Here is a 13193-nt window from a genome sequence, read left to right on the forward strand (position 1 = left end):
GCGTTATTAAGCGTCTTCTTCTGACTCGTCCACAGCATTAGTAGCTTGGAAGGCGTTCAAATTCTTGAGTTGCTGATCAACACTTTGCAGAAGCTGATTCAGAGCAGGCAAAGCGTCTAAGGGCGTACCATTCAAGCTCAAATCCGTTTGGGTGCGATCGCGAATTTCATCCAACTTGCGCTGCAATTGCTGAGCAATACCCAAAGCATCTCGGCTGAGGTTAGCTAATTGCTGCTGCTGATAAAACTTTAAGGCTGCCCCTCGTAAAACCTGTAGTGTGGCTTCTTCTCCATAGGTACCAGGCATAACCCGAAACCGTAACAGGAGACGAGACTGTTGATACAGGCGCTCGACTTCTTCCTGCCTCGGCTTCTCGACAGGAATCATGGGTAGGTTTGTCAGCCGCTTCAGTTCGTTGATCACGCCTTGGAAGACAGCAGCAGGCAAATTTTCTAAAACGGATTGCAGAACCCCATTTTGGCTCCACAGAATCCGTCCCTGATGCTGCTGTCGCTCAAAATAAAGCCGACCAATCCCACCCACCAAGACTCGCCCTAGCAGTTCATCCAGCAAATTCTTGGGCGGCAGGGCGGTGAGTACCTCAATCGAGCTAGATAAATGTTGTGGGTGCACGTCTAAGACTGGCAGCGCTGGAACAGCAGACGTTGGAGGCACCTCTGGAGGCGCAGAAATCTCTGAGGCAGGGCTCGGCTTGGTAGAATTAGCGACTGGTTTGGTAGACGCAGGTTTGCTAGGGCTAGGAGATGTGGCGGCTGGTGCCATGAACTCAGTTTCGTCTGTTTTGAGTCCAGGAATGTCTAGCCTTTCGGGGCTGTCCACCACTAGGGTTGGTTGGTTGTTGCGCTCTGACGGATCGGTGGGGCGAGGTTTGGAGGTGGAGCTAGGCGTAGAAGGTTGAGCGAGCCTAGGAGCCGCTTTCTGCGACTTCTGCTTCTGCTGATCTGCGTGGCTGAGATAAGCAGAGAGCATTTTCTGATGAGTTTCTGAGGAGATGGAGCGAGGGACTAATGAGCAGTTGATATAAGCCAAAATCCTGCGGACATAGTCTAAAGCGGCTGTATCCTCTAAATTCACCATACCTAAGTTCATGCGGCTCCCTTCTACGGATAAAGGCAGCACTTGGTGATAGAGACAAGCCTCAAAAGGGAGCAGGCTATCAATCAACTGAAACATTTGCGCGGAGTCCAGCCAAGCCATACCGTCGCTTTGAGTTGACGATAAAGAGGGATGATTACCAGGGCTGGTGTCCTGACGCCCGCCGCGATCGCCTAAGGGAGACGCCATAGAAACTCATTAAACTTGATTACCTACTATCCTAATCGGGCCAGTCATTAAAATCCCGGATTAAGCTCAGCAGATTCAACCAGATTGTGTAAAGAACTTCAGCCGTTACTGCAGTTAATTTAAGAAGCACTACGGAGTTCTTGAGCCGCGAGATAAAGCTTGCTCCATTCCCCCATGACTTGATTGGTCTTCAAGTTCAAGTCACCTGCGATCGCTTCTAGAGTGCAGCCTTCCCGAAGACGGTCCAACAGTTGGCGTTGTTCTGGAGTGAGTTTATCGACATATTGCTGCCACTGCTCCGGCGTTAACCCTAGGCTGTGTTCTTGCAGCGAAGTCTCCAGCCAATTTGCCACTAATTCTGGTTCGTTTTTCAGCGCGAAAACCCGAATCGCGTGATAGCTGATTTTCTCTCGCAACCGATAAACTTGCTTGATCGGCAGGTCTAGAGTCCGAGCGATCGCTTCTTGCGAGTGGCCTTGGAGATAAAGCTGTAGCCAACGGGCTGCATCTGGCTCTACTTTCTCCGCTAGGTATTGCTCAAACGATTGCTTCACGGCAGTTCGAGCCATCTGCTGTTCTTCCCAAGCTTGTTCGTCTTGGTACTGAGAAACGGCCTGATTGTCGAGCAAGCTGACGGGGTTTTCGGCTTCATCGGGGGTGATTTCTTCCGAAACTAGCCGCACTAAATCGCCACTGGGAACTTGAGTCATGCCACCGCGTTGAGAGCGGCGCAAGTAGTTAACAAAGCGATAGACGAGCAACGGTTGATTGCGGATGGGTCTGAGGCAGTACTCCTCGACGCTCGCTAGGAGCAAGTTATTCCGCATCCGGGAGTCTGAGGTGCATTGAGCAATCCAAGTGACTTGCTGTTGCATGTAGCCGTCACTTTGCAACAGTTCCTGAATCACTTCCTGCAACACATCGACGACAGAGCGTTGGCGATCGCGGCTGAGTGCGACCCAAGTCTTAATCTTGTTACGAATGAGAAATAAGCTACTAAGGCGCTGAATGAGCTTACGGTAAGCCCGCTCTGGCCCTACACCCAGATAGCGCTGCTGCAAAATGCGATAGCGATAATCCATTGCTTGCTGAACAATCGCGAGTTGGTCAGAAGTTAACGTGTCAAAACGCGCTAAATCCTCTCCCATCAGCCAACGGATAATACTTTCCCGATGCGCCACAGATTGCTCTGAGCAGTCTGTTTCAAGTTGCGATCGCCAGTCATTTGCCAGTTTGTCTGCCAGTCTCATTGGAGTTGCGATCCTTTTAGTCCCTACCTATAGAGTTTGTGGCCAACCCTTCCGCTTGGCCCTCACCCACATGGGTAAAAATATCGCTTACTAATACGTAAATTTACGTTACTTAAGCTCAAGTGTCGGGGCATCGTTAACTTTATGTCTGCCATTAGTGTTGGTTTACACCTCGAAACCTGTACCAGACTCCGTACCAGACAACCAGGTTTCGTGATTGCTTTGGATGACTATAGCAATCCCAAATGAGGATGACTAGCCGCAGGCAGTAGCTCCGAGAGCGGCTGATAGTAGCCTAATAGTCACTATTATCGCTGCTGTCATCAATCGAAATAACCAAACGTTCCAATGCCTCAGTAAGGTGATTCAATCGCTCCAGGGAATGGTTTTGAGTTTCAGCCAACGTCTGCACAGCATCGCTCAAAGCAAAGATTTGGTATCCCTGTTGCTGCACCTGTTGAGATTGTTGTTGTACCTGAACTGCTAAAGCATCTACACGCTCCGCCAAGCGGTCAATGGTCTCGGTGGTCACTAGTACAGCTTCACCAATTTGCTGAATAATCGATTCTAAGCGGCTTACTCTTACTTCCACGCCTCAGAGTCCTTATCATCAGATTGCAGTTTGAGCCAAAACCTAGTTTCCTAGGCCTGAGTTAGCGTTTGCACCCTAAAGTCGTAAACTCTTAGCTGTTAGTTGTCAAGGCATCACTGCTCTCTGAAGCTAGCTTTTCGGGCTGTACAGCCATATTCCAGCGTACAAAGGTATCAAGCTAGTACCGATGATTTGACTCAGCTAAGACATGAATAATCATCTGTTGTAGCATCTTCTCCGGATTAACCCGCCAGGTTTGCAAATCTACTCAATTTAATCCCTGAGCGGCCCTCACTTGATAGCCAACACAAATTGCATTAGCTCAGCATAGTGACCTGAAGGTATTTGGCTCGATAAAAGTTTTACGCAGGTCCATGATGGCTGACTCAGAAGGAAGGGGTAAGCTCAAACGAGTCGAATTTAAGTCTTGTGTTAGGTAAATCTTTTGGGTAGAGATCGCCGAGCTTCGGCTGTTTGAGGCCACCAAATTGAGGGATTCAAAATCTAGAAGATCAAGACAGGCTGGTCAAGCAGCTAACTTAGGGTTTCAACTATCAGCAATGCTGCTTACACGCGTTAGGCTGAAATTCCAAAGCAGCTTCATCGAATCTTTATAAAACCGCAGGGTTATGAACCAGGCAATGAAGATTTGGACAAGCCTTGTGGAGAGGGCTATCACTGTTAATCGAGTCCCGTCTATATATTAGTGGTGCGTACGTGCTTCTACGGTCCTATAGTGACAGGCTTGTCATGACGACGCATTCTGTATTGTCTCCGATATCTAGCCCCTTCACTGTACCGGAATCTGTCTTTCAGGTTCCTCATCCATCAACCTGCTCTGTAGCGAAACGGTTGCTTGACATTTTCGGCAGTGTAATCGGCCTATTGATTCTGGCGCTCGTGTTCGTCCCTGTGGCGATCGCGATCAAGCTAGATAGCCCTGGCCCAATTTTCTATAAGCAAAAGCGTTACGGCCTACATGGTCGACCTTTTGAGATCCGCAAATTCCGCTCTATGGTGGAAAATGCTGAAGCTCTTAAGGCGCTGATTCCCAACGAAGCCCAAGGCTTAATCTTCAAGAACCGCGAAGATCCTCGCGTCACTCAAGTCGGTCGTTTTTTGAGACGCACTAGCCTTGATGAATTTCCCCAATTCTGGAATGTGCTGAGCGGGGAAATGAGTTTGGTCGGCACTCGCCCCCCAACTGGTGACGAAGTCGTTCACTATGATGAGCACCATTGGCAGCGCTTGTGTGTCAAGCCCGGTATTACGGGAGAATGGCAAGTGAATGGTCGTTCTTCAGTCAAGGACTTCGAGAAGATTGTTGAGCTAGATTTGCGCTACCAAACCCATTGGACCCCTCTGTACGATTTGACAATCATCTTCAAAACCGTATTTGTGATTTTTGCCAAAACTGGGGCCTACTAACCCACGAACTCAGCCGCGATCGCCTCACTTTCAAGGCTGAAAAAAGACAGCATGCTCTAGTTCCACCACTCTGTCCTTAAAACGGCAGGGTGGTTTTTTGTAGCGGGGCAATGGAGCCTCAGAGTCACAAATAGCGGGCTGGAAAACAGATTGATGATGCTTTGTTGTCCTCACTTCATGCTAGCGTTAGCGCAACTACGGGAGAGTTGCTTGAACATTCACAAATGCAAATCAATGGGCTCAGACAAGAACTGACATACCGAGCGATGTCATTAGTACCGCCAGTAAAGCAAAACTCCCTAGTTGGTGATGTGAGGAAGTGCCGCAATGTTTGAACTATTAACCTTAGTTCTGCTGTGGCTGCTAGTCGGCATAATTATCTGGTACGTCCTACAGAAGCTGATTCCGAAGGAGTACTACACTTGGCTCGGTGCCTTTGTGATGGTGTTATTCATCATTCTGGCCTTCCTAACGCCAACCAGCCGAGTCGTCTCCACAGTTTGGAGCGTGTTATCGCTGCCCTTCAAGCCGCTTGGCTTATCGTTGTTGCTGCTAGCTGCTGCTGCCGCCAAGATGGATAAAGGCGGGCTGAAAAAGCCGGGGGGTACTTTGGTGATCGCTGCCCTGTTAATTTTGCTAATTTCCAGTACTCCTTTTGTGGCCTATGCACTGGCCCAAAAAACCGAGCAGGCCGCCATTCAGTTCGATCAGCAACGGCGGGAACTTTGTGACCTCCAGTGCCCGACGACGCTGACCCCTCCAGAAGGACAAACAGCAGCAGCGATCGTGGTGTTGGGATGGGGAACCACGCAGGCGAATCTACCCTATCGGCGGCAGATTCAGCTGACGGATACGGGCGATCGCATTATTTACGCTGCCCAACTGTATCAAGACCAACTACGGCTAGGGAATAGGCCTTTGGTGATCGTCAGTGCAGGCCCTAGGGGCGATTTGCAAGGCAAGCCTGAGGAAATCGTGGAAGCGAGGGACATTGAAACCTTACTGATCAATATGGGAGTGGCTAGAGACGACATTGTGGTGGAACCGACTGGCGTGGATGTGCGTACTAGCGCTGTCGCCGTAGGACGAATTTTGATGGAGCGGCGGTTGGGCGATCGCGTGATCTTAGTTTCTTCTGCCACGAATACTAGGCGAGCCGCTTTAACCTTTGCCAGGGTAGGCATTCGAGTTATTCCTCGACCCACGAATTTTTATACCTTTGAGTCGGGTGGCAGTCTCAAGCGCAGATTACGGATTGCCGACTTTGTCCCCAGCGCTGACACTCTGGTAGTCACGACTCGCGTGATTGAGGAATATTTGCTCTCGGTGTACTACTTCTTACGCGGCTGGCTCGCACCTTTGGGCATTTAGCTTGGCTCGCAGGGGAGTTGCCTGCTGCTGAGGTAATTCGTTTAGGATGATCAAAAGGTTGCTGGATTTTTGCTCATGGCTCGCTCTCAGCTACGGAAACTTGCGGCTTACTTACAACCCCACTGGAAAACTACTGTTTTAGGTGTTTTATCGCTGCTGATCGTCAATTTAGTTGGGGTCTATATCCCGCTGGTCATCCGCGACGCTGTTGACGACCTTCAAGTCACCTTCAGCTTCGACCAAGTTTTGTACTATGTAGGGCTGATTTTGGCCCTAGCGTCGGTCATGTGGGGAATTCGCATGGCCTCTCGGATTTTGCTCTTTGGCACCGGGAGGCAGGTCGAATTTGACTTGAAGCAGAAGATCTTCAATCACTTGCTAACCCTAGAGCCGTTTTACTTCTCACTCAACACTGCTGGGGATCTCATTAGCCGCGCGACAAGTGATGTAGACAATATTCGGCGGTTGGTGGGGTTTGCTGTGCTCAGTTTGGCAAATACCGTCTTTGCCTATACTTTGACCTTGCCCGTCATGCTGACGATTGACTGGAAGCTGAGCTTACTGGCGATCGCACCTTACCCATTCATGTTGATGTTGGTGCGTTTGTTTAGCGATCGCCTCCGCAATGAGCAGCTAGAGGTGCAAGAAGAACTGTCTAAAATGAGCGATCTGATTCAAGAGGACATGAGCGGCATCGCCTTGATCAAGATCTACGCTCAAGAGGAAAATGAGCGGCGAGCCTTCCGACAACTGAATCAGCAACTGCTCAAAGCCAATCTGAAGCTAGCTAGAACCCGCAATACCTTATTTCCTTTGTTGATCGGCATCGCCAGCCTCAGCATTTTGGTGCTGTTGTGGCAGGGGGCCAGAGCGATCGCCACGGGAGCGCTGAGTGTCGGTGACTTTATCGCCTTGCTCCTATATGTCGAACGCCTGATCTTCCCCACGGCACTGCTCGGCTTCACGATTACAGCCTATCAACGGGGTGAAGTCAGTATCGATCGCGTCGAGTCAATTTTGACGGTGGAACCGAAGATCAAAAACGAGCCCGATGTGGTGCCGTTAACTCTAGCAGAGGTCAAAGGTCGCCTCAGCGCCCGTGATCTCAGCTTTACCTATCCTGGCGCCGTCATACCAGCGCTGCAAAATGTCAGCTTCACAATCGAACCGGGAGAAACCGTCGCGATCGTAGGGCCAATTGGGTCAGGTAAGTCCACCTTGGCAAATGCGATCCCCCGACTGCTGGATATTGTGTCAGAGCAACTGTTTGTCGATGACTACGACATTACTCAGTTGCGCTTGCAGGATTTGCGATCTGCGATCGCGTATGTGCCCCAAGACAGCTTCCTCTTCAGCACCACAGTCAAGAACAATATCCGCTATGGCGACCCTCTAGCAGAACAGCCAGAGGTAGAGTACGCGTCCAAACAAGCTCAAATTCACCAAGAAATTCTCAATTTCCCGCACCAGTACGAAACAGTGGTAGGTGAACGAGGGATTACGTTGTCTGGTGGGCAACGCCAACGCAGCGCCCTAGGCAGAGCTTTATTGGTTGATGCGCCCATTTTGATTTTGGATGATGCCCTCTCTAGCGTAGATAACCAAACCGCCACCCAAATTCTGAAAAATTTGTCGGAAGGTACACAACGTAAAACGGTGCTGTTTATCTCTCACCAACTGGCCGCCGCCGCTACCGCCGATCGCATTTTTGTCATGGATCACGGTCACATTGTCCAAATGGGCACCCATGATCAACTGCTCAAGCAGCCTGGACTATACCAAACTCTATGGAGCCAGCATGCCTTAGAAGAAATGCTACGCTAGGAACCAAAATCTGGGGTCGCAGTTTTGTGGCAAAAACGTTTATGTCAATAAACAGTGATATGATTGCCCTACTCATGCGGTTCTAGTGAGGAACAGTCACTAGAGGTAACGGGGAAAGTTCGGTGCAAATCCGACGCTGTCCCGCAACTGTGAAGGAATTTTTTGCTCAGCTAAGTAAAAATTTCCTAGCCAGGATGCCCGCCGGTGGGAAGTTCTATAGCTCTAAAGTGCGAGGTACACCATGAGAACTGCATCCCTAACTTCTGGCTCACTTCAGCAACAGGCCGTCCGTTGGACACTTTCGGTGCCTGTGCAAGCCACCTTATTTACTTCCTTGTGTGCGTTGACGCTCTGGACGGTTTACTTCTCAAGCTATCCTGCCGCCCACAACCAAATGCACTCGCTACGCCACCATACCTTGAGTGTTAGCTGCCACTAGAATTTCGCGCTTCGTCAGAATTCTTATCTCTCAGCATCCTCAAAGGTTCTAAGTCATAATGGCAAAAATTAAACTTGTTTCGCTCCTCAGCTTATTAGGGCTGCTAGGAGCTTTAGGCTATGGTGCGGTTGGGCGATCGCAACTCCTACAGCCATCGGTGAAGCTGGCAACTGAACCATCTACCACTCAGTTACTACCCTTTGAGGCCGATGCCGCGCAGCCCCAAAATCCAGTGCAAATGACGCTACAAGCGCTGGATGCAACCGGGAAGCCACTGCAAAATGCCAACATTCATGTCAAACTGCTAACCCCGCCTACGAATCCTTGGTTGCCCACCGACTTTCCCATCGTTGAGGGCACCAAGCTACTGGATTTGGCGGCGATCGCCGCTAACGGTCAACTGCAATTTCAGCAAATGCTCCCGATTCGCGGTGACTACCAACTCCAAGTCGAAGTTATACCAACCGTTGCTAATGCCTTTGCACCTTTCCAGCAAACCTTAACTTTGTCCGTCGCCGAAAATTCAATTAAATATCGCAACTTCGCCATCCTAGCCGTGATTTTGGTGGCAGTAGGTTTCGGCGGCGGTTGGGTGATTGGTGGCAAGCAAGAGTTGCAACCTGGAGAAATTGCCCCTCAGCGAGTTCGGCTGTTGCTGAGCGGAGCCATTGTGGTCGCGATCGCTGCTCTGCTAGTCGTCAATATTAGTGCTGAACTGTCTCACTCCCATGAGCACTCTCACGAACATGAGCATAGAGATAAGGCGATCGCCGCTTTGCCGTCTAGTGCGAACACGCAAGGCTTGGAGGTGAAGCTGTTAGGGCATCACCATGCCATGGTAGGCGAACCTGCTGAGTTGGCTGTACAGGCGATCGATGTGAAAACGGGTCAACCAGCAACTGATGTGGTGTTTGACATCAAAGCCAAATCTTTAGAAGCAGGCTGGGTTGCATTTACTCACCAAGCAACACCCAATAACCAAGGTGAATTTGCTTGGCAACAACAGTTTTTTGATGGCGCACCCCATCAAGTGGAAGTTGAAGTCACACCCAAACCCGGTGCGGCTCGTCAGTTTTCATCCTTCAAAGTGGCTCAAGAGATTGAAGTTGAGGGCGTAGAGCCACCGTTGCGATCGCGCCTCCTTTCCCTTGGCTACTTTATCAGCATTTTGCTGGTCGGCTTAGGACTGGGCTTATGGATACAACAACGGCGACAACCACGATCGCTCCTTGACAGCAAGGCGTTAAATTAGACATAATGGCAAATTGTCTGTCTATTCCTGCTCGGACCAGGTGAAGGCATCACAAAAAGCTGGCATGCTGATTGTGCAAAGCATTTCATAAAGAGCATTAGCCAGCTACCTGTACGGCAACTGTTAGGAGAATTTCATGGCTTACGCAATTATTGAGACGGGTGGTAAGCAACTGCGGGTAGAACCCGGTCGCTTTTATGATGTAGAGCGGATTGCGGGTGATGTCGATGCCGCTGTCACCATTGACAAAGTGCTATTTGTGCAAAACGACGGTGAAATTTCTGTTGGTCAGCCTTTAGTAGCAGGGGCAGCAGTTCAAGGTACCATCCTGCGCCAACTGCGAGGCCGTAAAATCATCGTGTACAAGATGCAGCCTAAGAAAAAAACCCGTAAGAAGCAGGGTCACCGTCAAGAATTAACCCGCTTGATGATCAACTCCATCAACCTGAATGGCACCGAGTTGGGTGCGGGCGAAGGCTAAGATCAAGTCAGGCAGCGTTGTCAACTTGCAAAACTTGTAGAGATCTCTGAGGGAACAATGGCTCATAAGAAAGGTACAGGTAGTACTCGTAACGGTCGCGACTCAAATGCTCAGCGCCTCGGCGTCAAGCGCTTCGGCGGTCAAGTGGTTCGTGCTGGCAACATCCTAGTGCGTCAACGTGGCACCAAGTTCCACCCTGGTAGCAACGTCGGTCGTGGCAGCGATGACACTCTCTTCGCTCTCGTTGATGGTGTTGTCACCTTCGAAAGAAAAGGTAAGAGCGGCAAGAAAGTCAGCGTTTATCCCGCTGCTGCTGAAGCTCCTGTTGCAGTTACTGCATAAGCTAAGGCGATCGCGATTTGCTAAATCGATTGTGGGGGCACAGCATGCTGTGCCCCTATTTTGTTTGCTTAAAATCCGGAGTTTTACAGAACGTTACTGAGTTGTGAGTGGGCAAGCAACAAGCCTTAAACTAGTAGACTGTTGAGAAATTTGAGAGTTAGCTAACCTTTCGTTACGAGGTTGCTAAGCCAGGTAGGTTTTTCTAAATTTTTACCTTTAGTAGACGCTATGTTTCCGACCCATCGCCCTCGCCGCTTGCGTGCCAATCCTCAGCTTCGTCGGATGGTACGTGAAACTATTGTCACCACCAGCGATTTGATCTACCCGCTGTTTGCCGTTCCGGGAGAGGCGATCGCTCAGGAAGTTCGCTCCATGCCAGGCGTTTACCAACTCTCCATCGACAAAATTGTGGAGGAAGCCAAGGAAGTCTATGACTTGGGCATTCCCGCAATTATTCTGTTTGGCATTCCCGCCGACAAAGACACCGACGCAACAGGGGCTTGGCATGAGTGTGGCATGGTCCAGAAAGCGGCGACTGCGGTCAAAGAAGCAGTCCCTGACCTGATCGTCATTGTTGACACCTGCCTGTGCGAGTACACCTCTCATGGTCACTGCGGCTACTTGCAAGTGGGGGATTTGAGTGGACGGGTGCTGAATGACCCTACTTTAGAGCTGCTGAAGAAAACAGCAGTTTCCCAAGCAAAAGCAGGTGCTGACATCATCGCGCCTTCTGGAATGATGGATGGCTTTGTGCAAGCGATTCGTCAGGGCTTGGATGAAGCAGGTTTCCAAGATCTGCCGATTCTTTCCTACGCCGCCAAGTACGCCTCTGCCTACTACGGCCCTTTCCGGGATGCGGCTGATTCTGCGCCTCAGTTTGGCGATCGTCGTACCTACCAGATGGACCCTGGCAATGCCCGTGAAGCCCTTAAGGAAATTGAGCTGGACATTGCCGAAGGCGCGGACATGCTGATGGTCAAGCCTGCGCTGGCCTACATGGACATCATCTGGCGCGTTAAAGAGGCAACCAACTTGCCTGTCGCAGCTTATAACGTATCCGGTGAATACTCGATGGTGAAAGCCGCAGCCCTCAACGGCTGGATCGACGAAGAAAAAGTCGTGATGGAAACCATGACCAGCTTCAAGCGTGCGGGTGCTGACCTGATCCTCACCTACCACGCTAAAGATATTGCCCGTTGGTTGGGTGCTTAACCGCTCCCCCGTCCCCTCTCCTTGTAGGAGAGGGGTGCCCTCAGACTTGCGGGTTGAATAAAGCGTCTAGAGCGATCGCTTGGGCGGCAGGCATTTGGCCGTAGGTAAAGACATAGGGTACATCAGCAGGAAGGTGGGGAATAAATTTCTCCAATGCATAAGGACTACCGTAGATCACCAATGCTTGGAGTTGATTCGTTTCCAGCAAAAATTTAAACCAATCTTGCGCTGTCTGAGTCAGCCCAGCACTGCCCCGGAACGGGTTGCCACGAATAAATAGTTGCAGCAGGGTTGGTTGGGGAGTTGTGAGTTGAGACTCAAAGGCGATCGCTGGAGTATGACTATCTACCAATTGCAAGTGATAACCCTTGTTCTGGGGTAGGGCGATCGCCGGGGTATATCGTCCTAAAAACTCACCAGCAGCTAAGGCATCGTCCACCACCACGACATTACGTAAAGTTTGGCCCTCGCTCGGTTGACTCAGACGCGACTCTTTAGGCAGGTGCATCTGCATGGAGTCCTGGAGGATGCCATTGACGGTGGCGATCGCCTCTGGCGTCGAGAGTTGCTCTAACTGAATTGGCGGTGGCGGTAAATTTTCCCAAGCGTGGGTGATGTCAGCACTTTCGGGCATCGGGGAGCAAACTTTGAACTTGGCCCGCCAAATCCGTTCTACCGACGCTTGAATGCGTTCTGGCGTAATCCGACCTGTTTCTACGGCTTCACATACCGCTTTGATGGCACCTTCGGGGTCAAGCGGCATCAACAAAATGTCTGCGCCTGCTTCCACGGCCAACACTGGCGCTTCATTCACGCCATAGCGGTTAGCGATCGCGCCCATGACTAAGGCATCGGTGACAATCAAGCCCTCGAAGCCTAAGTTTTGCCGCAGTTCTTGAGTCAGAATCCGGTGAGAAAGGGTCGCCGGAAACTGGGCATCCCACGCAGGGATTTGCAGGTGAGCACTCATTACCGCATCGACACCTGCCGCGATCGCACTCTTGAAAGGAGGCAGTTCAATCTCAGCAAAACGTTTTTCAGAATGCGTAAGAACGGGCAAATCCAGGTGCGAATCTGTAGCAGTGTCGCCATGGCCTGGAAAATGTTTAGCAGCCGTTAGAACTGGATGCTGTTGAGCACCTTGAATAAACGCCGTTGCCAGCTTCGATACCGTTTCTGGCGTTTCCCCAAATGCCCGGACGTTGATCACTGGGTTGTGGGAATTGTTGTTGACATCCACAGTTGGAGCCAACACCCAGTTAAGGCCGATCGCTAGCGCTTCTTGAGCCGTGTAAGCTCCCATCGCCTCGGCATAGTGCAAAGCTTGGGCTAAATTAGTTTGGGCGATCGCGTTGAGGGCCATCGGGGGCGGAAACCAAGTGGCACCGGAAAAGCGCTGCCCTACCCCTTCCTCAATATCAGCGGCAATTAGGAGGGGAATTTGCGCCCACTCTTGGAGTTGTTGCGATCGCAGGGCAATTTCGGCGGCACTCCCACCTAACAAAATCACGCCACCTACACCCAGATCTTGCACCCAGTGCTGCAATGTGGCAGCAGGAGGCTCCCAAACGGGATACTGAATTTGATGGTCAAACAAATACCCTGAGGCTCGGACAACAACCATCTGAGCCACTTGCTCAGCCAGGGATAAGCTCTCCCAGTTGGGCAATGGAGAAGTCACGCTAGATCCGACCAAA

Annotated in this window: 12 protein-coding genes and 1 riboswitch; of the genes, 8 read left to right on the forward strand and 4 right to left on the reverse strand. The window is 50.8% G+C overall.

The window, feature by feature from the left end; all coding sequences use genetic code 11:
* Positions 1-6 precede the first annotated feature (6 nt).
* The 3 genes from H6F72_RS11295 to H6F72_RS11305 form a co-directional block, all read right to left on the reverse strand.
* Entirely contained in the window at positions 7-1305 is a 1299-nt protein-coding gene (locus tag H6F72_RS11295; RefSeq protein ID WP_199299033.1) for a hypothetical protein, read from the reverse strand.
* Between the two features lie 119 nt (positions 1306-1424).
* Positions 1425-2555 (reverse strand): HetZ-related protein 2, encoded by a 1131-nt coding sequence (locus tag H6F72_RS11300; protein WP_190434862.1) that lies wholly within the window; start codon positions 2553-2555, stop codon positions 1425-1427.
* 295 nt (positions 2556-2850) lie between these two features.
* Entirely contained in the window at positions 2851-3147 is a 297-nt protein-coding gene (locus H6F72_RS11305; protein ID WP_190434866.1) for a hypothetical protein, read from the reverse strand.
* 750 nt (positions 3148-3897) lie between these two features.
* On the opposite strand from H6F72_RS11305, the gene H6F72_RS11310 reads away from it, so the two are divergent.
* From H6F72_RS11310 to hemB, 8 genes are all read left to right on the forward strand, one after another.
* Entirely contained in the window at positions 3898-4575 is a 678-nt protein-coding gene (locus tag H6F72_RS11310; RefSeq protein WP_190434869.1) for a sugar transferase, read from the forward strand.
* A 327-nt stretch (positions 4576-4902) separates the two neighbouring features.
* On the forward strand, positions 4903-5946 hold the full coding sequence (locus H6F72_RS11315) for a YdcF family protein (protein WP_190434873.1): 1044 nt from the start codon (positions 4903-4905) through the stop codon (positions 5944-5946).
* A 75-nt stretch (positions 5947-6021) separates the two neighbouring features.
* Complete coding sequence (locus H6F72_RS11320) at positions 6022-7770, forward strand: ABC transporter ATP-binding protein (RefSeq protein ID WP_190434876.1); 1749 nt, start codon at positions 6022-6024, stop codon at positions 7768-7770.
* A 60-nt stretch (positions 7771-7830) separates the two neighbouring features.
* A riboswitch (cobalamin riboswitch) is annotated at positions 7831-7991 on the forward strand.
* A 20-nt stretch (positions 7992-8011) separates the two neighbouring features.
* Positions 8012-8209, forward strand: a complete 198-nt coding sequence (locus H6F72_RS11325; RefSeq protein WP_190434878.1) for a CbtB-domain containing protein — start codon at positions 8012-8014, stop codon at positions 8207-8209.
* A gap of 58 nt (positions 8210-8267) precedes the next feature.
* A complete protein-coding gene (locus H6F72_RS11330) occupies positions 8268-9461 on the forward strand; it encodes a hypothetical protein (RefSeq protein ID WP_190434881.1) in 1194 nt (397 codons plus the stop codon).
* 136 nt (positions 9462-9597) lie between these two features.
* Positions 9598-9942 (forward strand): 50S ribosomal protein L21, encoded by a 345-nt coding sequence (gene rplU / locus H6F72_RS11335; protein ID WP_190434884.1) that lies wholly within the window; start codon positions 9598-9600, stop codon positions 9940-9942.
* Positions 9943-9999: 57 nt separating this feature from the next.
* On the forward strand, positions 10000-10284 hold the full coding sequence (rpmA, locus tag H6F72_RS11340) for a 50S ribosomal protein L27 (RefSeq protein ID WP_190434887.1): 285 nt from the start codon (positions 10000-10002) through the stop codon (positions 10282-10284).
* Between the two features lie 228 nt (positions 10285-10512).
* The gene (gene hemB / locus H6F72_RS11345) at positions 10513-11496 is read left to right on the forward strand and encodes a porphobilinogen synthase (RefSeq protein ID WP_190434889.1); all 984 of its coding nucleotides are present in this window, start codon (positions 10513-10515) and stop codon (positions 11494-11496) included.
* Positions 11497-11536: 40 nt separating this feature from the next.
* Here the strand turns inward: hemB and H6F72_RS11350 are convergent, their stop codons facing one another.
* The gene (locus H6F72_RS11350; RefSeq protein WP_190435111.1) at positions 11537-13177 is read right to left on the reverse strand and encodes a glycoside hydrolase family 3 N-terminal domain-containing protein; all 1641 of its coding nucleotides are present in this window, start codon (positions 13175-13177) and stop codon (positions 11537-11539) included.
* Positions 13178-13193: the final 16 nt, after the last annotated feature.

The sequence above is a fragment of the Trichocoleus sp. FACHB-46 genome, assembly GCF_014695385.1.
GTDB lineage: Bacteria > Cyanobacteriota > Cyanobacteriia > FACHB-46 > FACHB-46 > Trichocoleus.

Coding starts and splice junctions, on each gene's coding strand:
- H6F72_RS11295 (WP_199299033.1), bottom strand. CDS start 1,305: ATGGCGTCTCCCTTAGGCGATCGCGGCGGGCGTCAGGACACCAGCCCT.
- H6F72_RS11300 (WP_190434862.1), bottom strand. CDS start 2,555: ATGAGACTGGCAGACAAACTGGCAAATGACTGGCGATCGCAACTTGAA.
- H6F72_RS11310 (WP_190434869.1), top strand. CDS start 3,898: ATGACGACGCATTCTGTATTGTCTCCGATATCTAGCCCCTTCACTGTA.
- H6F72_RS11315 (WP_190434873.1), top strand. CDS start 4,903: ATGTTTGAACTATTAACCTTAGTTCTGCTGTGGCTGCTAGTCGGCATA.
- H6F72_RS11320 (WP_190434876.1), top strand. CDS start 6,022: ATGGCTCGCTCTCAGCTACGGAAACTTGCGGCTTACTTACAACCCCAC.
- H6F72_RS11325 (WP_190434878.1), top strand. CDS start 8,012: ATGAGAACTGCATCCCTAACTTCTGGCTCACTTCAGCAACAGGCCGTC.
- H6F72_RS11330 (WP_190434881.1), top strand. CDS start 8,268: ATGGCAAAAATTAAACTTGTTTCGCTCCTCAGCTTATTAGGGCTGCTA.
- rplU (WP_190434884.1), top strand. CDS start 9,598: ATGGCTTACGCAATTATTGAGACGGGTGGTAAGCAACTGCGGGTAGAA.
- rpmA (WP_190434887.1), top strand. CDS start 10,000: ATGGCTCATAAGAAAGGTACAGGTAGTACTCGTAACGGTCGCGACTCA.
- hemB (WP_190434889.1), top strand. CDS start 10,513: ATGTTTCCGACCCATCGCCCTCGCCGCTTGCGTGCCAATCCTCAGCTT.